At 42.9% G+C, this 22,918-nt stretch carries 12 protein-coding genes; all 12 read right to left on the bottom strand.

Features of this window, described 5'->3' with window-relative positions; all coding sequences use genetic code 11:
* Nucleotides 1–60 precede the first annotated feature (60 nt).
* Nucleotides 61–2,346 carry a GH92 family glycosyl hydrolase gene (locus tag BLU33_RS03100; RefSeq protein WP_091369121.1) on the bottom strand — a complete coding sequence of 762 codons (2,286 nt, stop codon included), beginning with the start codon at nt 2,344–2,346 and terminating at the stop codon, nt 61–63.
* Between the two features lie 18 nt (nt 2,347–2,364).
* A complete protein-coding gene (locus tag BLU33_RS03095) occupies nt 2,365–3,534 on the bottom strand; it encodes a prolipoprotein diacylglyceryl transferase (protein WP_091369118.1) in 1,170 nt (389 codons plus the stop codon).
* 61 nt (nt 3,535–3,595) lie between these two features.
* Nucleotides 3,596–6,769: a SusC/RagA family TonB-linked outer membrane protein gene (locus BLU33_RS03090; protein ID WP_091369115.1), complete on the bottom strand. Its 3,174-nt coding sequence runs from the start codon at nt 6,767–6,769 to the stop codon at nt 3,596–3,598.
* 42 nt (nt 6,770–6,811) lie between these two features.
* Nucleotides 6,812–8,608: a RagB/SusD family nutrient uptake outer membrane protein gene (locus BLU33_RS03085; RefSeq protein WP_232009381.1), complete on the bottom strand. Its 1,797-nt coding sequence runs from the start codon at nt 8,606–8,608 to the stop codon at nt 6,812–6,814.
* Between the two features lie 4 nt (nt 8,609–8,612).
* Nucleotides 8,613–11,762 (bottom strand): SusC/RagA family TonB-linked outer membrane protein, encoded by a 3,150-nt coding sequence (locus tag BLU33_RS03080; protein ID WP_091369112.1) that lies wholly within the window; start codon nt 11,760–11,762, stop codon nt 8,613–8,615.
* A 110-nt stretch (nt 11,763–11,872) separates the two neighbouring features.
* Complete coding sequence (locus BLU33_RS03075) at nt 11,873–12,892, bottom strand: DUF4961 domain-containing protein (protein ID WP_091369109.1); 1,020 nt, start codon at nt 12,890–12,892, stop codon at nt 11,873–11,875.
* 17 nt (nt 12,893–12,909) lie between these two features.
* Nucleotides 12,910–13,356 carry a DUF5004 domain-containing protein gene (locus tag BLU33_RS03070; protein ID WP_157682031.1) on the bottom strand — a complete coding sequence of 149 codons (447 nt, stop codon included), beginning with the start codon at nt 13,354–13,356 and terminating at the stop codon, nt 12,910–12,912.
* Between the two features lie 28 nt (nt 13,357–13,384).
* Nucleotides 13,385–15,175, bottom strand: a complete 1,791-nt coding sequence (locus BLU33_RS03065; RefSeq protein ID WP_091369102.1) for a RagB/SusD family nutrient uptake outer membrane protein — start codon at nt 15,173–15,175, stop codon at nt 13,385–13,387.
* 355 nt (nt 15,176–15,530) lie between these two features.
* Complete coding sequence (locus BLU33_RS03060) at nt 15,531–16,364, bottom strand: alpha/beta hydrolase (protein WP_091369100.1); 834 nt, start codon at nt 16,362–16,364, stop codon at nt 15,531–15,533.
* A gap of 13 nt (nt 16,365–16,377) precedes the next feature.
* Entirely contained in the window at nt 16,378–17,784 is a 1,407-nt protein-coding gene (locus BLU33_RS03055) for an SGNH/GDSL hydrolase family protein (RefSeq protein WP_091369097.1), read from the bottom strand.
* A 9-nt stretch (nt 17,785–17,793) separates the two neighbouring features.
* Nucleotides 17,794–20,118 carry a GH92 family glycosyl hydrolase gene (locus BLU33_RS03050; RefSeq protein WP_232009380.1) on the bottom strand — a complete coding sequence of 775 codons (2,325 nt, stop codon included), beginning with the start codon at nt 20,116–20,118 and terminating at the stop codon, nt 17,794–17,796.
* A 109-nt stretch (nt 20,119–20,227) separates the two neighbouring features.
* The gene (locus BLU33_RS03045) at nt 20,228–22,846 is read right to left on the bottom strand and encodes a glycoside hydrolase family 38 C-terminal domain-containing protein (RefSeq protein ID WP_091369091.1); all 2,619 of its coding nucleotides are present in this window, start codon (nt 22,844–22,846) and stop codon (nt 20,228–20,230) included.
* Nucleotides 22,847–22,918 lie beyond the last annotated feature (72 nt).

The following is a 22,918-nucleotide window of genomic DNA, read 5'->3' as shown; positions in this document are numbered from 1 at the left end:
CTTCGAGTGCATCAGTGTGACACCCTTCCCAAATGACAAGTGGGTTAGGAGGCCTAATAATTACTCCGCAGCCGTTAATGAAAACGGCTTATCCTCCTTACTTAACCCTCTTTGCAGATTAGGCTGGGCTCCCATTTCAAAATGTAAAGTACCGCCATTTACTATATCGCTGTATTTTATCCAGTTGTGGGTGAAAGGTGTGCCATTTAATGTGCCCGACTGGATATACATATTTTGCTTGCTATTATTATTTGCCTCGATAATGAACTTTTTGCCATCCTCCATAGTAATGGTGATCTTGTTAAACTCAGGGCTGCCAATTACATACTGATCCGTACCCGGGCAAACGCTGTAGACGCCCATAGCGCTCAATACATACCATGACGACATCTGGCCTTCATCCTCATCGCCGGGGTAACCGTTTTCGGTGGAGTTATAGAGCTTGTCCATTACCTCACGTATATGCTGCTGTGCTTTCCATGGCTGGCCCGCATAATCGTACAGATAGATCATGTGGTGGACAGGTTCGTTACCCTGCGCGTACTGGCCCATATTGCCAAGTTTCATCTCCGTCATTTCGTGGATCACCTGGCCGTATGCCCCTACCTTAATGGTATTGGGTTCGCTGAATACTGAATCGAGTTTTGCGGTAAAATTCTTATCGCCGCCGAACAAATTGATCAACCCCTGTTCATCATGAAAAACCGACCATACCCAGTGCCAGGCATTGCCTTCGGTATACGGGCCGCCCCAATCCAATGGGTCGAAATCAGGCGCGAACTTACCATCCTCGCCCCTGCCACGCATGAAACGGGTTGATGGATCCCAAAGGTTTTTATAGTTATACATCTGTTTGGCAAATATGCCTTCGTAGAATGAATTGCCGGTTAGTTTAGCGAGCTGATATCCGCAGAAATCATCATAAGCAGACTCCAGCGTTTGCCCAACCGAGCCCTGCGATTGCGGGAAGGGGATATAGCCGATCTGCCAGTACTGTTTCCAGTATGGGCGGCCATTTGCGCCTCCCCATGGTCCTTTGTTGCTGGCCTCATGAAAATATGCTTCCAAAGCCCGTTGGGGATCAAATGTGCGGATGCCTTTTACCCAGGCATCTGTTAATAAGGAGATGGCATGGTTACCGAGCATTCCTCCGGTTTCGGATGGGAATGACCATGCCGGCAGCCAGCCGCATTGCTGCTGAGCATCCAACAAAGCCTCCACATATTGTCCCTGCATTTTTGGGTGCAGTATGCAATTCAGCGGAAATTGCGCACGGAAGGTATCCCAGAAACCATTATCGGTATACATATAACCATCGTGCAGCTGCCCATCATAGGGACTGTAATAATGAGATCTGCCCGTTTTATCATACTCAAAAAACTCATGCGAAAACAGGTTGGCCCTGTACAGGCATGAGTAAAATGTAGAACGTTCCTCTTCGGTACCACCTTCAATCAATACGCGGTTAAACAGATTGTTCCATACTTTAAAGGCCGCGTTTTTGGTATCGTCGAATGACTTTTGGTTACCCAATTCGGCTTGTAAAGTAACCTCGGCTTGCTCGGGGCTGATGTATGATGATGCTACTTTAGCCTGCACAACCGCTCCGTCTTTAAATTTAATGTATGCTCCCACTCCCTGCCCTTCATCACTTGCTTTTTTGTTGAAGATACTGTCGTGTTTGTTTTCCCATGTACCATAATCCTCAAAAGGCTTATCAAATACAATCACAAAGTAATTCTTAAATCCTTTTGGCGCCCAGCGTACATTATCTACATATCCGGTTATTTTACGTTCTGAGGGGAAGATCTTCACCATACTCATTTTGGTGTAACCATCCAACACAATGTATGAACCTGCTTTCGGGAAAGTGAACCTTAGGTGTGCTCCGCGCGATGTTGGGGATATTTCGGTGGTAATATTGTTATCCAGCTTTACCTTGTAATAGTTGGGCTTGCCTATCTCATTTTTATGGTCGAATGTGGCGGCACGGGCATCTTCATTTACTACCAGTTTGCCTGTTACCGGCATTAGTGAAAATACCGCATAATCATTTACCCAGGGGCTGCATTGGTGTGTTTGCTGAAAGCCACGGATAGAATGAACAAAGTACTGGTATTTAAAACCTTCGCCGTCTTTGTTGGTCTGCGCGGTCCAGCCGTTCATAGCAAATGGCAATGAGGTTACGGGGTTTACGTTTCCCCATGATATTTCATACTTTGAATTTGTACCCTGCAAGGTATTGGCATATTGTACCAGGTCGGGCTTTTGGGCGAATAAATTGCTGCCTATAAACAATAAGCCTAAGGTAAACAGCCTGCTTTTGGATATGCTACTAAATTTCATAATCGTTGTTAAATAATCTTAGGTAAGGGTATACCGTTTGGGTTTTATCAGATATAAATACACTATGCCGCCAATCCCAACCAATACCATACCGATACTTATAATTTGCGCCTGTGATAAACTAATGCTCCCTAAATGATATCTTGGATTGATGCGGATATTCTCAATAAAGTACCTTTCAGTGCCGCTGAGTATTAAGTAGATGTAGGACATTGTCGCGGGCACTGTCAGGCGCTTGCGTATCATCCACAGAAAAATAAATAACAGCATACAAATTACTGTTTCATAAAACGAGGTTGGGTAAACACCCCTGCTTAACTGGTAACAATAGCTGCCATAACAATCGGGTATACGGGTATCCTGGTTGATGATATTATGCGGAAAATTGAATGCCCACATCCAATCAGGCAACCACCTTAGCCAGTTGGGTTTAATATGTGTATTTACAATTCCCCAATCACCATCGCCCGAGAGCTGGCAACCTATCCGCCCTATCGCGTAAGCAAGCATTATACCCGGCGCACCCATATCGGCTATAAAAGGCAACTTCATATTGTTACGCAGGCCCACATAAAAATAAGCCAGCATCCCAAATAAAAATCCACCATAATAAGTTACCCCGCTTGAAAATACCAGGTCGTGGAGGGAGGTAAAACCATGCTGATACAGGTAGTCGATCATGTCAAATAACTTGGCGCCTATAAACCCCCAAAAGCCTGCATAAAAAACGATCTTACCCATTAGCTGGTAAGGGTGTACTGTCTCAGCAGTTACGGTATTGTTTTGTGATGAGACTTTTTTCCTGTCCTTATAGATCCAGTATATATAAGCCAGTGCGCAAAGCAGGCCTGCTATAATACTGCCTTGTAGAGAGAATATATATTTGGCAGGATCAACCTTAAAAGCTTCGTAATTGAGTAATGCGCCGAGTATTTTGAAACCCAATAAAAACCCAAGAAGGCCATTCAGGCATAATTCAATTAGTAATGATGATTGGTTGACGACCACTTCCCGTTTAAAAGCATGGATATCGCCTTCGCGTTCCTTTCTTTTTAATTCCGACCTGAATGCCTGATACGCCAGTATAAATGCCATCGCCACAAAAAAACCAAACGTTTGAATTGGTATGGCTATGTGAATATGAAACAGATATTCAAAAAGATCGGATATTGTTGGAAAGCATCTCATTAAACAAAAAAAGCTTGTATATAAGCCGTATAATAAATGTACGGCTTATATACAAGTAATATTAAAATCCTAACTGAATCCCCATGTTAACTACACGTGCATTAATATATTGGTCGCCAGCTGTGTTTGAGGCAACTTCAGGATCCTGCTGATATTTATTGCTGAAATTATCCCATGTAAACAAGTTGTACGCGCTAAAGTAGATACGTGCATTGCTAACATGAAAAGGCAACAGCTTGGTAGGCAATTGGTAACCGATATCAATTGTTTTTACACGCAGATACCAGGCGTTTATGTACCAATAATCAGACGGGTAGCCCGACGGACTATCGACTGTACCTGCAAAATTGGTGCTCAGGCGCGGAAATTGCGCCGTAGCGGCAGTTGCTGGGGTCCAGGCTTTCAGGTCAATGGGTTGAAACTGGCTTTCAAACGGTTCGATACCATTGCCGGTAATAATTACGCTATAATTCCATGAACCCTGGAACAGCACACTTATGCTGAAGCCTTTATAAGCAGCCCCAAGCGTTAAGCCTGCAGATGTATTAGGAAGATTTGGATAGCCTATCGCTTTTTGGTCGTTTGCATCTATTACACCGTCGCCATTTAAATCAGCATAACGTAAATCACCTGCATGCAGGATAGTTATACCATTCGGGCTATCAGCATATGCAGGAACGCCAATCGGATCAGAAGCTATAACCTTACCATTTTGAATTACCGGCGCGTTACTACCATGTGCATTGATATAAGCCGTTGCCTGGTTAATTTGTGCCTGTGTATAATAGTTCAGGAAATGATACCCGAATGGCTGGTTAATAGGGTTACCTGTACGGGCCAGGTTTGGATAGGCCGGTTGTGTTTCGGCCTCATAAAGTATTTTATTTTTGGCATAAGAAACCACCAAACTGGCATTATATTGCACTTTGCCTATATTATCATGATAACTTATCTGCCCATCATAACCATGGTTGGATACCCTGCCCGCGTTTATATAAGGAACGCCCACGCCAAGCACCTCAGGAATAGCACCCGGAATAACAAACTCATCGTAACGGATATCATGGAATACATCAAAGGTTACGGAAAGCTTATCATGCAGCAGGTTCATATCAACACCCAGATCGGCTTTTTTGTCTCTTTCCCAAACAACGTCAGGGTTGCCCAGCGTTCCTTCATAAATACCTGTAATAGGTGTTTGCGGCGCAGTTTCGCCAAAGCCATAAAGGCCGCCCTGGTTATAGGTTTGCTGATAGATGTATTGATTACCCGGCGCGCCATCAGAACCGACCACACCATAAGAGAACCTTAATTTAAATAAACTGAAGGTCGGTAGCGCGTCTTTAAAAAACTTCTCTCTTGAGAGCACATACCCTGCACCAAATGCCGGGAAAAACCCGAACTGGTGCCCGGCAGCAAACCTGTCGGTACCATTGTAAGCGCTGTTTACTTCAATTAAATATTTCTGTTTATAATCATAACCAACCTTCAGGGATAGCCCTCTGTAATTCTGTGGCGCTGTGGCCTGGTCATTTATTTCCTGCTGATTAATCAAGAACAAACCAGTGAAATGGTTATCGCCAAATGTGCGGTCGTAATTTGAAAAGAGCTGAATATTGGTATTATTGGTATAAATATCAGTTCCCCCAAAAATATCGAATACCTGGGCTACATAAGGTGCAGCAGGATTTTTTGTATAAGTTTTTGTGGCTGAGTTATAATAATAAGTTGGAAAAGTGGTATTGGGGTTTCCTGCAAGGTAAGTTGTATTTATCCCATAATCTTCACTACTGGCAAATGCTACCCTGGCCGTTAAGGTAAGGCCGTCTGTTATTGAACTTAAATTTTGCACACCGCCAATTAACACGTTAAAATCTGTTCTGCGGTTATGCTGGTACCCACCATTTGCTAGTTGGGCATTAAGTGTAGGCTCTTTGGATATATTAAAAACGGAGTTATTGTAAGCATAGCTCCCGTTAGGATTGATAAACGGAGCTGAAAACGGACTCTCTGTTCTGAAATCATAAATGGTACTTATGGGAGAATTAAGGCCCGGAGCATTAAGGTCGCCAAAACGGGTGGTTACATCTAATCGCAGGTCCAGTGTTTTATTGGCTTTTAGATCGAGGTTTGATCTGAAATCATAACGGGTGAAATAGTAGTTGGTATTTACCTGGTCCTGCGGATCGTTAAAGTTTTTGGTATTACCATTTTGCGTAAACGCGCCGCCCGATATAAAATATTTTACGCGGTCATTACCCCCCGATATATCAAGGTTAGTATTGGCCTGGTAGGTATATTTCCTGAAGATATCATCATACCAGTCGGTATTGGGGTGACCATAGGGATCGGTATTATTTTTAAATGCCGCTAAATCCGAAGGTTGAAAGGTTAAGGCTCCTGGAGCTACGCCATCATTTGTTTCTGCCTCATCAACCAGGGTTGCCGACTGATAGGAATTTAAGAATTTAGGCACTTTGGTTGGACTTTGCAAACCACCTTCAATACGCAAATTGAATTGAGGCGCGCCTTTTTTACCACGCCGAGTAGTTACAATCAATACACCGTTGGCACCTTTTATACCATATATAGCGGTTGATGATGCATCTTTTAATATACTAATGCTTTCAATTTCGTTTACGTTTATCTGCTGTAACTGATCGTAGGTGTATTCAATATCATCAACCAAAATCAACGGCTGATTGGAGGCATTTAATGAACTTACACCCCTGATGAAAAAATCAGATGCATCTTTTCCCGGCTGACCGGAAGTTTGCTGTGAGAAGAAACCCGGCAATCTACCAGCAAGCGCATTTTGAACATTTGCTGTTGGTACTGTACGTATCTCGGCCGCCTGTATAGAGCTCACAGCTCCTGTAGATGTAACACGTTTACTTTTGGTAAAGCCAACTACAGCTACCTCGTCCAAGCCTTCGGCATTTGGCTGTAATATGATATCGAGGTCGTTCTTTTTTATGCCGACATGAAATTCCTGTGTGGAATAACCAATAAACGTTACAACAAGTGTATTTGATGTACCTTTTAAGGTTAATTTAAATTTACCTGCTGACCCTGTTATGATCAGGTTTGAGGGCATTCCTTTTTCATAAACTGTGGCACCCGGCAACACCCCCTCAATATCTTTTATGGTACCTGTAACCGTAATACTCTGCGCATACAAAGCAGCCGGAAGCATGGTAATTATAACTAGAAAGAAAAGTATTATTTTTCTCATAACCGTTTAATTAATGATTTAAATTGAAATATTTATTAATTATTACCATCCTGGGTTTTGCTGCATCTGCGGATTCTTAACAACTTCGCCATATGGTATAGGTTGTAAATATTGCTTTGGTGTAAAACTGTTTACTTTAAACACGGCAGGCAGTATTGGCACATAATTATAGGTTAACTGGTTGTTTGATATCAACTGTAATCCCATGCGCGCCTGGTTCATATATGCTGCGGCTACCTTCCATCGGCGCAGGTCAAAAAATCTTTGTTCTTCAAATGCAAATTCAAGGCGCCTTTCATTATGGATAGCGCTGCGTAATGAATCCTGTGTTATGCTTCCTAAAGCTTGAATGCCATAATTACCATCAGTACCCGCTGCAATCCCTGCCCTGCCCCGAATGGTTTTCAGCACCTGGTAATCAGCCGCATTAGGGCCAACGGCTTCGTTTTCTGCCTCCGCATAATTGAGCAGTATTTCAGCATAACGAAAGATCACCCAATCCTCGCTGTGCGCGGCAAAGCCGTTAAGCGCTTCGGAATGACCCATAAATTTATGCAGATAGTAACCGCTTACTGTTTGCTGTACGCCACTGTTAGGTATACTCTGGCCACCCTGATATAATTGTAAATTTGTATTTAACCATCGCTGACCGTTTACAAACACGGTAAATAAAAGCCGCGGATCTCTGCGTGCATACGGTGAATCAGGATTATAATGCCCGTTAGGATCATTAATATTTAAGCCGGATATCATAGGGAAAGCATTAATCAGGTCCTGAGTTGGGCTTGTTACACCTTTTGCTACCGCACTAGGGAAACCTATAGGGGCATTATTGTTTTCCACATTATTTCCGTTATCGCCCTGGCGTATAAAAATAAGTTCGGGGTTATTTTGGGTAAGGAAAATATCCTGAAACCCGTTTCCATCCAAACTAAATACACCCAGATTTATCACATCCTGGGCGGCATTTGCTGCCAGCTGCCACCTGTTAGGGTCGGCGCTTGGGTAACCTACAAGTGCTGCATTAGTTGTGTTTCGCGGACCCTGGCCTGTTCCGGCATCTTTAACCAATGTGGTACCGTTAAATAAAGGGCTGGCGGCATACAACAACGCTTTTGCCTTTAAAGCCAGCACTGCAGCATTCGTAACCCGCCCGTAATTAGATGTAGATGCGTATGGAGCCTGCAATATGCTATCCCCTTTTATGGCATTGCATTCGCTTACTATATAATTTATACAATCAGAAAAAGTATTGCGCGGCAATGCTAAGTTATCGGTTACGTTATAAACCTTATCGCCCAACAGCGGTACGCCACCATAACGCTTAACCAGTTCGAAGTAGAAATAAGCCCTTAGAAAACGCGCTTCGTTTTTCCATGCATATTTCATAGATATTTCAGGATGATTTGGGAGGGTGGCCTCAACAGGTACTACGCCAATATTGGCTATGAATATGTTTGCCTGCCTGATACCGCTATAATAATTTGCCCATACATTATCGCCGGCACCATCAGTAAATGTACCTGAGTTATAGGCATCTGTTGATAACTGGGTAACCTGGTTTGAGCTTGAAGCTGCTGATGACACAGCATCATCTGTAGCTGCATCAAGATAATCACCACCTACACGATTATGCCCATTGAGCATAGTAGCATATACGTTTTGCAGAAACGCATATGCATTTGTTCCCAGTGAATCCCGGGGATCAAATACGCGGTCGATAGTGATCTGCGCAACAGGAAATGTTCCATATTTTTTGCAGGCTGTAACCAGGGAAACTGCTCCCAATATCAGTAGTATGATTTTGTAATTCTTCATCATCTTAAATTTTATAATCATCAAATTATAGCTTCACAGTTAACCCGGCATTAATCACTCTTTGAATTGGATACGCGCCAACTCCGTTAACTTCCGGATCATACCCCGGGAAACCCTGGTAACCGGCTACGGTAAACAGGTTTTCTCCGTTTACAAATACCCTTATACCTGATAACCTTAACCTTGTAGCCCATCTTAGTGGTAATTCATAACCGATCTCCGCATTTTTCACCCTGAAATAATCGCCTGATTTAACATAGAAGGACGACATCTGTACGTTATTACCGTTCGCTTCATCCTGAACAACTGATAAGCGCGGCAATGTAGCCGTTGCTGCTGTTTCCGGCGTCCACCGGCCTACTGCATTTGCATAAGCCTGACCGCTGGCCCCGGTACCAAGTAGACCAAGGCCCTGTAATGGTGCATCGTAAGAATTATCAACGCTCACCTGGCGGTTAAATACGCCCTGTAGTATTACGCTGAAGCTAAATCCTTTGTAATTGAAACCTAAAGTACCACCATAAAACACCAATGGCTTTAGGCCGCCGATGGCTGTTTGATCGTACTGGTCAACCACGCCGTCGCCGTTAAGGTCGGCGTATTTAAGATCGCCCGGCTGTGCAGAATAGCCCGCTATGGTTGCCGCATGTTTGGCAACATCCTCTACCGAATAAAATCCGATGTTTTTATAACCAAATATTGCGGTTACCGGCAAGCCTGTATGAGCGTTCCATGGATATTTTGGGGGCTCTTCATCAAAATATAAAACCTTTGATGCTACCAGTGAACCATTACCGGTAATAAAGTAGTTGAAGTTATCAATGTTGTTTTTATAGGTTAGGGTAAGCTCACCACCTTTATAAAGGTTGATACCTATATTTTCCGGCGGATAAGCGGTGCCTAATAATTCAATTGTAGCACCTCTTGTTGTAACCAGGTTATAATATCTTTCATGGTAATAATCTGCCGCGATTTGCAAATGATTATGCAACAACGATATATCTGTTCCAAAATCCAGCTTTTCAGCATTAGCCCAGCGCAGGCTTGGATCGGCAATTGGGGTTACTTCCTGATAGCCACTTCCACTTCCGTAATTCAAGCCCTGCGGATATCCTCCGCCGCTGGTAAAGGTTTGTTCATAAGTATAGTATCCGGCATTTGAGTTATCGCCTGTTTTACCGTAAGTAAGGCGCCATTTCCAGGAGTCGATCCATTTTATGCTTTTCATAAAATCTTCCTTACCCATTTGCCAGCCAATACCCGCTGCATAAAACCAGCCTGCCTGGTGCCCTGGCGTATACCTGTTATAGCTGCTGTTATTAATTGCGCCTTCAAACAAATATTTATCATCGTAGCCGTAATTCACCTTTAAAGCTTTATCAGTGGTGACAGCCGAAAGATCATAACTTACTACTGACGATTTGGTATCATACAGCAGTTGGCCGCCGAACCTGTTTTTACCGAATTGCCTGTCGTAATTAAGAGCGGCCTGCGCAAATGAATAGCGGGCAGACAGCTCAGTGGCAAAAACATTGGTTAACGGAGTTGTTGTACCTACAGAGGTAAGTTTTACCGCACTATCAACTATCGAATAGCCATACGCATTATTTTGTTGGGTACGGGTGATATATACCTGTGATTCAATAGCCAGGTTACCTTTTGCTTTAAAGGATAAGCCTTTTGTAACGTTATCCAGTTTATAATTAAGATCGAGGTTTACCAATACATCCTTTATATTGGTTTGTGTATAGCCCGAATATTGCGCCTGCGATAATAAGTTATTGGTGAAATTTGAAATGGTTGAAGAACCACCAAATGATCCATCGGGATTATACACCGGATATCCGTTGTTAGGGGTGGTAAAAATGTTTGTTAAAATACTGGCATAACCACTCCCCGGCTCAAACATTTGCTGAACACGGCCATACATTTGCAGATCAACATTCAGGTTTTTATTTACGTCGACACTTATATTACTGTTTAAGGTGTAACGACTTATATTGGTATTGGTACTATAATCAAGGCCCGGCGCCTCATTAAAAATACCGCCCTGATCCAAATAACCCAATGATACATAATAGCGTGCGTTTTCGGTTCCACCGCTAACGTTCAATTTATCTGTTATTAGCGGGGAATATGTTTTAAGTAACAATTTCGACCAGTTAATATCCGGGTGCCCGTATGGGTCGGTGTGATTGCGGTAGGCCTCTATATCGGCATTGGTGTAAAACGTGGGTTTCCCGTCGTTTTGCAAAGCTTCGTTATACAAATAAGCCCATTGGTAGGCTGGCAGCTGGTCTGTTGGTAAACCAAGCGATTGCTGTATACCTGCCTCGGTAGTAAATGTTATACGAGGGTCGCCCAAATCAGGCTTTTTAGTAGTGATCAACAATACTGGTTTGGAACTATTTATACCCAGCAAGATGGTTGACAATGCATCCTTTAATATGGAAATTGACTCGATACTTGAAGGATCAATAGCCGTAATATTTTGCTGGATACCATCGATAATAGTAGTTACATTTTGCCCGCGTGATGTGAGGATAAACTCTGTATTATCGCTGGGTATAACGTTATGAACCGGTGCAAAATTTGCCGTGGTGCTTGAAAGGAAATGTTGTAATATGGCAACATTTTGTGCCGATGTAAAACCGCTGGTTTGCTGCGTATATAAGCCGGCTAACTGACCGGGCAGGGCATAAACATAGGTTGGCCCCGGCGTGGTAGTAATTTGATTGTTATAAATAGTAGAAATTGAACCGAGTTCATTTGCCGGATTTATTGTACCATATAATACGTCTATCTTTTCGGGCGATTTCAGGTAATGGTCGAGCAGTCTTACGCTCAGTGTATCGGCAGCATTATTAATAACCACATTATTTATATAATGATTTGGGTAGCTGAACTGTAGTTTATCACCAATTTTAGCACGCACCAAAAAACGTCCGGCTAAATCGGTTTTTGAAGAATCGCTGCGACCGTTTACCACAATTCTCACCCCCTTTAAAGCGCGATTATCTTCATCAACTACTTTACCTGTAATTAATCCCGGCGGGTTGGTTGCCGTTTTAGCCGTTGTATCCTTTTGTATGGAGGCATAACTGCTTTTTGCCAGTATAAGCATCAGTATAATGATGATTCCTGTAAAGCATTTTTTTGAGTAGCAATGAAGCATAGAATCAGATTTTAATAATTATTAATAAAAATTAAGTCTCCCATCCGTAAGTGACATGATCATAAAAAATATCATTAAGCCATACGGTTTTAAATCATGGTTTTTATATATTATTTACAGGTAAACCCATATGTAATAGGCTCAGTTGTGGCGTTGGCGCCTACAACCGTATTACCTGTTACATCAGTAATCACGTATTTCATGGTGCTAAGTGTTTGCGTTTTAGGCACTCCAAAATAGGCCCTGGGCCAAATAGTTATTTGATATTTATTTGTACTAACCTGCGCCATCAGCGATTTGGCAGGTACTACCGGGCCATTATAGGTATTACCTGATACATCCTGAGCAATAGCTTTGAGGTATACATTGGTAGCCCCCAATAAATTATTTTTTAATATGGTGGCATCAAAGTTAACGGTCACAAAGTCGTCCGTTAATGCCTTAAAGGGATCAATCGTGGTAAGCGGCGCATCACAAAAATCCTCAATACTGCCTGATGCCGATCCTGATACATCAAGACATGGTGTTGAGTATAATTCATAAAATTCGTAAGTATCAGGAGGGCTTTTCTCTATATTACCGTCATTGGCTTTTAAGCCGTCATTAGTTTCGGCTACAACATAAGCCAAGGCCACGTTTGCGTTACCACCATCGGCACCAACGGTAAGCTTCATATTAACGGTTACTGTTGTAGTAGGGTTGGTATAGGCTTTATCTGATACAAAAACAACCCACTCCATATCCTTGATGTAATTGTTAACAATGCCAAACTTGTTCATTAAAGCGGTTGGCCAATTATATAAGCCGCCGCTGGCAGGCTCGGTAGTAGTACTGGGCATCACATTAAATGTGCCATTACCAATTGGACTGGTGTAGGTCATGGTTAAGTTTTTAGCGCCATTCCAGCCTACGGGTAATAATACAGCTACCACCATGTTGGCAGTTACGTCGGTATTAGTATATAATACCTTCATGGTAATAGGGATGGTTTGCCCAACTGTTGCAGTAGATGGCTGATCAACGCTTAAAATATCTGTGGAGCAGCAGGTCATTACTACTATTATTACAATAACGGCACAAATTTTCCAGAGATAACTACCCTTTATTTTTATATGTAATTTTGATTTCATATATCAGCTCCTTTGTATTAATTAACTTTTTGTAACGTGTAAATGTATATGTTGGAGTTACAGCCTGGATTTGCAGAAAATGTGAGGTCGATATTTCTCACACCCGTAACAATAGGGTAAACAAAATCTGTTTTGATCGCGGTTTCGCCTACAGGTGCAAATGAGATCTGCATAGGGTACTGCGGGTCATTTAACGAATAAGTGCCGCTGGTATCGGTAAGAAATGGCAACCGGTTATTTAGTGTATATGTACCGGATTTAAAAACAATACTGAACTGGGAAAAATCGACACCATTATAGGCCGTTATATCGGTGCCATTCCTGGTTGCCTTAATAACTTTCCAGGTGCCTGAAATATCTTTTACCGATTCAGTTACAGGGCTCACTTTATCAACCTTACATGACGCCCACACCATTATCGTTAATAGGATACAGGGAATAAAAAATCTACGGGTGAATTTCATATTGTGCATTAGCTTATAATAAGTGTGATTAATAACCCGGATTTTGTACCAGGTCTTTTGATTTACCTATCTCTTGCTGTGGCAATGGCCACAAATACATACGCGCTGAAAATGAATGCTGAGGCAGAATAGCGAAAACATTATAAGTGACCGCCGAGCCCGAATGAAGCACCATCATCCCGTGAAATAATTTATTCTCTTCAGTACCGGCAATTTTCCAGCGGCGCACATCCCAAAACCGGAACCCTTCATAAGCAAGCTCTAAACGGCGCTCCAGTTGTATAGCTGTGCGCATTTGCGTTTGCCCCATACCAACAGCAAGGCCATACATACCATCTGCTCCGGCCTGAATACCGGCCCTGGCTCTCAAGGCTTTTAATACCACATATGCCGAGTCGGTACCTTTCGATTCATTATACGCTTCGGCATAATTCAACAGCACTTCAGCATAACGCATGAGTGGCTGGCAGCGCCTTGTACGCTGTGTTATATCGGTTGAGCAGGCGTTGGTATCAAGCATTTTGTTGATATAATACCCGGTTGTTGTGCCAAACGTAACCGCATCAGCGCCAACTGTATTGGTAACAGATCCATCCGCGTTTTTAGTGAGATAAATATTGACCGGGGTTCTATTAGGTGGATTTAGTCTTACCGGCAATACGGTTTGATCGTGTATAATGGTATAACCCAGGCGAGGGTCGCGATTAGCATAAGGGTTTTGGCTATTATATTTATAGGCCGAGGTGAGGGTATCCTTACCGTCTATCATTGGGAAGAGATCAACCACTTCCTGGTATGGCTGGGCACCATTTGCACCGCCTCTTGATGGCGGATCCCAGAAGGCTTCCAATTGATGCCCATAGTCAATATCACTATACATTACCTGCAAAATATATTCAGGGTTAGATCTTTCACAAAACAGACCTACAAAACCGAGTCCTGGCCTGCTTTTGTTTGAGCTATCAACATTTAGCGCATAAGACCCTGATCTTAACACTGCATAAGCCGCATTTTTAGCCAGCACCCATCTTTGCGGATCGGCAACAGGATAGCCAACAATTGAAGCATCAATTGAACCGCCCGCATCAGCAACCAGCGTTGTACCGTTAAACAGCGGACTGGCGGCATACAACAGCACACGGGCTTTTAAAGCCTGGCACGCCCCACCCGAAGCCCTGCCATAATTTGGCCCCGCCTGCGTGTAAGGAAGCACCATGGCCGCCGAATCACATTCAGATGTTATATAACTAACACAGGCTGCATAAGTAGCTCGCTGTACGGGTATAGGATCGGTATAATTATATATATTGTTACCCACCAGTGGTACACCGCCATAGTGTTTTATCAATATAGCATAATACCATGCCCGTAAAAACCGGGCTTCGGCCTTCATTTGCGCCCTGCTCCCGGGTTGATTGTCGGGCAGGGTTAACTTGGTTTTACTGATATTTGCCAGCAACTGGTTCACGGCCCGGATCTGCGTATAACAGGTACTGTATATGTTATCTGTAACATTAGCAGCATTTATGATACCCGAAGCCCAGTATGTTGCCTGCGATGGCAGCAAAGTACCCGGAGCACCTTCATCACCGGCTGCGTCCAAACCTCCATTACCCATACTGTTTGCGGCTTCACTAACCGCAATATTGCTGTAAATATTCGCCAGAAACGCAGCAGTATTGGTACTATCAGCAAAAACAGTGGATTGATTAAGATTGGTGATTGTGGTTGCCCCCAGAAAGTTTTTCTTACATGATAGCAAGCCCGAAGCAAAAACAAAAAGGGCAAATACAACAACACGAATGTAAATTTTCTTCATATTAATTGGTTATAGAATACGACAAAGCACTTTTTTATTTCTTGTAAACAAGTAGTACATCAAACAACATCCTTTTAGATAATTAGTGGCAAACAATCAAGCAACTACCCGTGGCTTATTATTACACTTTACTTATTTTTCAGGATGCAGCGGTTATAATATTTATTAATTGGTTTATAATAGATTTTCAGAATCTACTACTAATGTAGTATTAAAAAACGGTTTAGCAAATTTTATTTGAAAAAATATCAAATAATTTTCAGCGGCATATTTATATTAAATGGTTCATTCATTTTATAATAATATATGCCGCTTACTGCTTATAAATACGTTATTAAAAAAAAGGATTTATTACTTACTTTTTAAAAAAACGGCTAAAAAAAAGCATTTGATAATTTATTGAATTTCCCCAGTATTCCCAGGTGTGAGCACCGGGGCGTACGGTAAAATCATGCGGAATATTATGTTCCAGCAAAGCTTCATGCAGATTTTTGTTCACCTGGTAGAAAAAATCGCTGCTGCCGCAATCAAAAGTTATGGCCAGCTTATCGGGCGTTAATAAATAGATCATATTTATCACGCTATTTTCTTCCCACCTTTTTGGGTATTCGCTGTATTTTCCAAGTCGTTTCGCCAGGTCCCAATTATCCGGGAACGGCGTTAAATCAACTCCCCCACTCATGCTCCCACAAGCGCCAAATACATCCTGGTGGCGGAACGCCAGGTATAAAGCGCCATGACCACCCATGCTTAAACCCGTGATAGCTCTTTTTGAACGATCTTTTATAGTAGCATAATGACTATCGATATAAGTGACCAACTCTGATGAGATATAGGTTTCATACTTATAAGCCGGATCAACCGGGCTATCAAAATACCAGCTGGTTACGTTACCATCGGGGCAAACCACTATAATATCGTACAGATCAGCCAGTTTTTGAACTGTTTGCTTATCAGGCACATTGGTAACCCAATCTGAATATTTACCGCCCGCGCCATGCAGTAAATAAACGGTAGGGAATTTTTTACTGGTTGAATAGTCATCAGGCTTAACAACAACTGCCTTAATATTTTTATGCATGGCAGCGCTGTAGGTTAGCGCCGTATCAACTGTGGCGGCATTAGATCGCAGCCCAAAAAACAGCAGCGCTACAATTAATGTTTTAACAGGTATATGGTTTATACTCATTGTGTAAGGTTTATTATTTTACTAATTGTAAGGTTACTTTGTGCGTTTTAGGCTTGTTGGTCGCATATATTTCATCAACCAGTGCATCCTGCTCCTTTTGCCATGCATCACGTACCGGCTTATACTGCGCTCTGATGTAATTATCTTTGTTGCCATTAATAAATGGGTTCTTTTTTGATTCATGAATTACGGTATCCATGGCTGCCTTGTTATCAGCGTATAACAAGCCTTTTTGCTTTAATAAATCGAATTCTACATAAGCGTAGTTACGAAGCCTGCGTTCAATATCCCAGCGTTCCTCGTTCATGTGCATGATAGCCAATGCCTGCTGATATTCGGGCGTATAGGTTTGTTCGGCAAGATTTATGCCTTCGCTTATCTCTTTTGCACTCCATTGCCCTATCTCCTGTCCATCCATTATCAGCTTATAATCCCCATCCTTTAACCCTTTAACGGCAAGCACTTCCTGGTTAAACTCCTGTGTAAAAGGCACATACTTAGTTGCGCCGGATTGCCTGTTATGGTTTCCCCAGCCACCACCTACCGCAACAGTATCCATAGGATATGGCAATGAGTTAGCTAAATAATTAAAGGATATATTGTCATCGGTACCGGTAACATTGGTGATGCTGCAATTAACCGCTTTAGCAACCGCTTTACTTTTAGCGTTGATGCTGAAATCAGCTACCGGTTTGTTTGCCAGGCCCTGTGTTTTCAAAAATAGGTAAGCCATAACCATATGACCTTCATAATCAGGGTGAATGCGATCATTAGGGGTTAAGCTGAATAAGGAATCTTTTTGCTGCCATTTTGTGTTGATCTCCGTCATTGGATGATTAAAATCAACATAAGGCCATCCGTTCTTTTTAGCTGTTTCCTGCTGAAAATCGATCAGCTTTTGGAAAGCAACCCTTTTGCCCGGGTAGTAGCGGTTCTTATTGCTTTTAGTGCTTTCATCATAAGGCGAACCCAGTATAAATATTTTTTTGATTTCAGGATGTTGTTTTAATTTGGCATCGAGCACTGCATACCTCGCTTTGGCTGTATCTACCGATGCTATGGCCCAATTAGTAGCGGCATCCGGCTTGAACCATTCAAAATAACCGCTATCATTCATGCCCCAGGTAAGTGTCATCACGGTTGGTTTTTTACTGAGGATCTCATACTCAAACCTGTCGCTCATTTGCTTAACATTATCGCCGCCAATGCCTACGTTAAACATGGTCAGGCGCATATTAGGATAATGCGTCATGTAATATAACCAGATGTAGGCGTGATAATGGCCGCCATCGGTAATACTGTTCCCCATAAAAGCTACCCTGTCGCCAGCTTTAAAAGGCGCTACCGATTGTGCATTTGCTGCGGTTAGTGCCCCAAAAGAAAAGGCTAAGCCAAGCAATAATTTTTTCCCTTTATTCATTGTGATGTATTAATTAATTCCCCAGTTTTTGTTTGGTTGCGGCCCCATGGTTAGTTCAAGCGTACCGCCGGCTGTTATATCTTTATAGTCGATATAGCAATGCTGATATGTTTTGCCATTCAGCTTAGCACTTTGTATGTAAATGTTTTTGTCAGAATTGTTATGGGCTATGACCGTAAAGGTTTTACCCGCTGCATATTTTGGATCGAGCTTGAAAGTGATTTCACCAAACACCGGACTAGTGATCTCCTGCCTTGTATCGCCCGGGCAAACCGGGTGTATACCGCTGGCTGCCAGTACGTACCAGGCCGACATCTGACCAACATCCTCATTACCGCATAAACCCTCAACACCATTGTGATAGGCCCGGCGACAAACCGCGCGCGACCATTTTTGGGTTAGCCATGGCGCGCCCAGCCGGTTAAACAGGAATGGCACATGATGAACAGGCTCATTGGATTGATTAAAATAATCGTTCCACATCATGTTTTCGGGTGTTTTTTCGAACAGGTTTTGCAGATCAGCGATTACCTTTTCACGACCACCCATTAGTTTTACCATGCCGGGTACATCCTGTGGTACAAACCAGCCTTGTTGGTACAGGTTACTTTCAATGCAGCCATACCATGGCTTTATCCTCCCTGAATCGGCCGGCCAGGGCACCCAGTTGCCGTCTTTATCCTTTGGCCTGAACCAGCCATGCTCCGGATCAAAAATATTCTTAAAGCTTTCGCCTCTCTTGGCATATTTTGTTTCATCGGCTGTTTTGCCTAATGATTTTGCTAAACGCGATACGCACCATTCGGTATAAGCGTATTCCAGGGTATACGATACGCCCAGCGGATCGGGGGTATAGCCTTTTTCACCATTGCCGAATTTTTCAACTGAGTTTATTGATAATTGGTAGGCCTTAGGTATATCAAAATTGCGGATTCCCTTTTCATAGGCATCGGTGATAACCGAAACAGCCGGGTTGCCGATCATACAACCGCTGTAGGCATTCATCATTTCCCAGCGCTCCAGGTAATCTTTATTTTTTTCATCGGCCAGGGTAACCAATGAGTTGATCATATCATTAACCAGCGATGGGTTGATGATAGTTTGCAAGGGCATTTGACTGCGGAAAACATCCCAACCGCTAAATATGGTGCGTTTGGTGAAATTTTCAGAGCGATGTGCTTTGCCGTCGCCGCCGGGATAGTTACCATCTACATCCTCAATAATGCGGGGATCTATCATGGTGTGGTACAGGGCAGTGTAAAACACTGTTTTTTGCTCATTTGTGCCGCCACTAATCTTTACTTTAGTTAGCGCTTTATTCCACAGCGCTTTTGCTTTGGTGTGTACCGCATCAAAATCCCAGTCTTTGATCTCGGCTTGCAGGTTATTTTTGGCGCCATCCATGCTGATGAATGAAATGCCCGCTTTTAACAATACCTGCTCATTGGGCTTGGTAGCAAACTCGGTGTAGAAGCCTAAATGTTTGCCTTCTTTTTCGTTTATTCCCTTTAAGATCTGCGCGTTGGCAATGGCTTGCTGGTATTTGTTGCTTTCCACATCTTCGAGTTTGCGGCTCCAGCTATCGGGAATATCGGCGCTCCAAACGCCATAATTTTTTAATGGCTTGCTAAATTCAGCGTAAAAATAAACGGTGTAATCGGCATGGCCTGCGCCATCACCCCAGCCACCACCATCTGGTGTACATTTCATCCAGCCCTCAATAGTATGATCATTAACCACCTTAACATATTGCGAGGTTGATGTACCACCTACCCTGCGCGCCAGGTCAATTTGGATACGTGAGTGCCCGTTTTGCGGAAACGTAAAGCGCAGCATCCCGCTATGAGGGGCGGCTGTTGCTTCCGCTTTGATGTTGTAATCTGTTAGTAAGGCGGAATAATATCCTGCAGAGGCTTTTTCACTCGATTTGAGGTAATGCGAGCGGTAGCCATTTTTTTCTTTATCGGTATACCGGCCCGAGTTGGTGTACATTTTCCCGATGGTTGGCATCACCAAAAAATTACCGAGATCGCCATACCATCCCACACCGCTCATTTGGGTGAAGTCGAAACCCTCAATACTGGTAATTTCATAGCTATAACCAGAACCATTATCGCCGCCGGTCATTGTATTAGGGCTTAACTGCACCATGCCATAGGGCGTAGCCGCGCCCGGGAAGGTTTTACCCAGACCATGATAAATACCTGCATCAGCAGCGCTGGTACTGGCGCCAATAAAGGGGTTTACATAATCAGCAGGCGTTTTTTGCTGCGCGTTTGCCGATAGCATAAGCGAACAAAGTGCCGTAATACAACATAAGTATCTTTTAATCATATTTCTAATAATGCTCCGGGCCGCGGAGCGCAAAAATTCTGTTGAAAAACTATAATTGGTTATAATCATCAATAATACAAAAAATAACGGTTTAGCAAAACAATTTAAATTATTTATCCTTGTTAGTTATAGCATATAGTTTTATGGTGCGGATACCGAAACGTGGCATGCTTACCATCACAGACGTTTTGCCGGGAATATCCTTTTGTATAGCTAGCTCTTCACGCTTTTTCCCGTTCAGTTCAACTAATTCCGCTTTACTTGCAGTGCCATCAAAAGTTATTGTTTGTGGCGAATTATCTCCCTCTGCATTAAATAAGCGAATGGTAAGATCATTGCCATCTGCATTAAGCGCGGTGATATCGTAACCGGTATGTTTTATATTTAGCATGGATCGCGATAGGTCATTAGTTGCAGGGACAGCGTCCAGTACTTTGGTGATCAAAGGCTCATTCCATTTAGTACCTTCAGTCCATATGCCGCTTTTATCCCATTTGCCGGCATGCGGTATCAAAGCATAATGTACATTGGTTGGCCCTGTTATGCTATAATCCCTACCCCATAAGCCTACTCCTGAATATTCAAGCGTGAGGCCTAGAGGGAAATCTTCGCCATGGGTGTAATTGGTGGTATGATCGGTTAGCAAAGTCATGCCATAGCAATTGTTACCATCCGTAACATCTACCCAGTTTAAAATAATGTTGTTCTTGATGCTATCCCATGTAGTGAAGAAAGTATTTTTCAGCCTGCTTTGAAGTACATCAAAAGGTGCGTTTTTATATACTTTTTGATCTTTCAGGTTTAGCGGGAACATGGTCAGCAGCTTTTCCTTATCATTATAAAAAGCCTTTTTGTTATTGGTAAACTTAAAAGTTCCAGGTTCGGTGTATTCGCCTATGCCGGGGTTGCCCTTCCAGTCGATCTTTACCTGCAGATCTATCCGGCGCTGGCCCTGTGCTATGGTTAGCCATTGGGTGAACGGACTGCCATCTATTGTACCTTTTATTTGCAGTTTAACGCGTTCGGGGCCTTTTTCAATAATGCTTATTACGGCAGGATTTTCGGCACTGGAATGAAAGCCGCCATCGTTATAAAAATTACCACGCAGTTCGTTAAAGTTTCGCGGGTTTGATTGATCGACAAACTCTTTATTATTTAATATTTTGGCTATGAGGCTTTTTATAGCGCCGCCTTTTTTAGGATCGAGGATGATAGTATACAGGTCACTTTCAAGCTTGTAATCGCCGTTCTTTAATATGGAGACCGTCAGACTTTTAGCCACGGGTGCTTTTTGTAGTTTAAGCTGATATGTATTGTAACCCATCGCGGGAACATCAGCATTAAAAACAATTTGTGGAACAGCTGAAGTTGAATCGCTCACAATTTGCGAGGCTACCGGTTTACCAGCGCTAGTTAAAACGCTGATCGCTTCACCCTGCCATTCACTCGGAATAGTTACGGCAACTGGTTCATTCCTGCTAATACCTAAAGTATTATATACCCTGATGAATTTAGTATTAACTACAGTTTTGCCTTTGGCAGCTATTGAAATATCGAGGTTTACCACGCTATCGGCAATACGATTGGTGGTGCTGGTCCAGTTTACTACCTTATCGGCCCAGGTATTACCTTTGCTGCCGTTATAAGGCACTATCCAGCAATCATGGTGCTGAGAGAGCAATAAGGGCCTCCAAGCGGCGTCAAAATCGGCTTGAGGGTATGAGATGCCCGAATATACTTTGGTTATCGCAGCCAGCTTCTCCGTGCTGATGAGCTTATTTTCTGAGATACGTACCTCCTGCGCTATCTGCTGCAGGATCTGCGATCCCCAAACAAGGCTTACCAATACATCTTCCTGTGTAAATTTCCAGTTATCGGTAGTGCTTTTTATGGCGATGTTTTCAAAGTAATCGGCCCATGTGGTAGATACTACGGATTGATTATTATCCTTTATTATCGGTCCCTGTTTCCAACCCGCGTCCTGCAAAGTCAGGCCTACCGGGTGCTTGATGCCCGCAGCAAAACAAGCTTTAACATATTCGGGGGTATTGTAGGCGGCGATAGTTTGCCATGTTGAGCCCGGTTGCAAGGCCTCAACTGCATAACGGGGCGAAGTGATGATCTTTGTACCATCCGGGCCAACCCAGTTTACCAATTCGCCGCCATAGGCAGTTGTATAGCCGCCCCAGCAGGTGTTTGGATTTTTTAATGAAGCGTATTTAAAGCCATATGACGTTAATATTTGCGGTAAAGCGCTGGTAAAGCATGGTTCCTCTGATGAATAGGCCGGGAATACCGCAGTTGGAAAATGACGTTTTACCATCTTTATACCATAATAAAACTGCCTGATGATACTTTCGCCTTCTATATCAAATAAATAGCTTTGGGCGTAATCCGGGTTAACATATTCTATGCGGGGGGTAGCGGAGTTTTGATCTGCAAATAATGCCCGAAAATCATTATAGGCTGCGGAATCTTTAACTTTTGCATCGTCCCATGTTTCGGGTTCAATTTCGAGGTTTATCTTCCAGTTGGGGTGCAGTTTTAACTGGTCGGCCATGAAACGGGTATTCCAGTCGGGGTAATGCCCCCAGATACCACCATGGTAGCCGTCAATAAAATACGTTGTTTGAGCATACACGTGCTGCTTAAACCCAATTAACGCGAATATGACAATCGCCCAAAAGCGGAAGCATCCCTTAACAGCTATTATTTTATCCCGGAACATTTAATTAAAAGAGGTTTATAAGAATTACATGGCCTGTAAAGATATAAAACCGGTTTAGCAAAACAAGAATTA

It is taken from the genome of Mucilaginibacter mallensis (assembly GCF_900105165.1).
GTDB classification, from domain to species: Bacteria; Bacteroidota; Bacteroidia; order Sphingobacteriales; family Sphingobacteriaceae; genus Mucilaginibacter; species Mucilaginibacter mallensis.
This window is presented reverse-complemented; position numbering and strand designations above follow the sequence as displayed.

Bases quoted from the DNA above. Each gene is read 5' to 3' on its own strand.
- BLU33_RS03095 (WP_091369118.1), bottom strand. From the start codon at position 3,534: ATGAGATGCTTTCCAACAATATCCGATCTTTTTGAATATCTGTTTCAT.
- BLU33_RS03100 (WP_091369121.1), bottom strand. From the start codon at position 2,346: ATGAAATTTAGTAGCATATCCAAAAGCAGGCTGTTTACCTTAGGCTTA.
- BLU33_RS03065 (WP_091369102.1), bottom strand. From the start codon at position 15,175: ATGAAGAAAATTTACATTCGTGTTGTTGTATTTGCCCTTTTTGTTTTT.
- BLU33_RS03060 (WP_091369100.1), bottom strand. From the start codon at position 16,364: ATGAGTATAAACCATATACCTGTTAAAACATTAATTGTAGCGCTGCTG.
- BLU33_RS03050 (WP_232009380.1), bottom strand. From the start codon at position 20,118: ATGATTAAAAGATACTTATGTTGTATTACGGCACTTTGTTCGCTTATG.
- BLU33_RS03070 (WP_157682031.1), bottom strand. From the start codon at position 13,356: ATGAAATTCACCCGTAGATTTTTTATTCCCTGTATCCTATTAACGATA.
- BLU33_RS03075 (WP_091369109.1), bottom strand. From the start codon at position 12,892: ATGAAATCAAAATTACATATAAAAATAAAGGGTAGTTATCTCTGGAAA.
- BLU33_RS03085 (WP_232009381.1), bottom strand. From the start codon at position 8,608: ATGATTATAAAATTTAAGATGATGAAGAATTACAAAATCATACTACTG.
- BLU33_RS03045 (WP_091369091.1), bottom strand. From the start codon at position 22,846: ATGTTCCGGGATAAAATAATAGCTGTTAAGGGATGCTTCCGCTTTTGG.
- BLU33_RS03090 (WP_091369115.1), bottom strand. From the start codon at position 6,769: ATGAGAAAAATAATACTTTTCTTTCTAGTTATAATTACCATGCTTCCG.
- BLU33_RS03055 (WP_091369097.1), bottom strand. From the start codon at position 17,784: ATGAATAAAGGGAAAAAATTATTGCTTGGCTTAGCCTTTTCTTTTGGG.
- BLU33_RS03080 (WP_091369112.1), bottom strand. From the start codon at position 11,762: ATGCTTCATTGCTACTCAAAAAAATGCTTTACAGGAATCATCATTATA.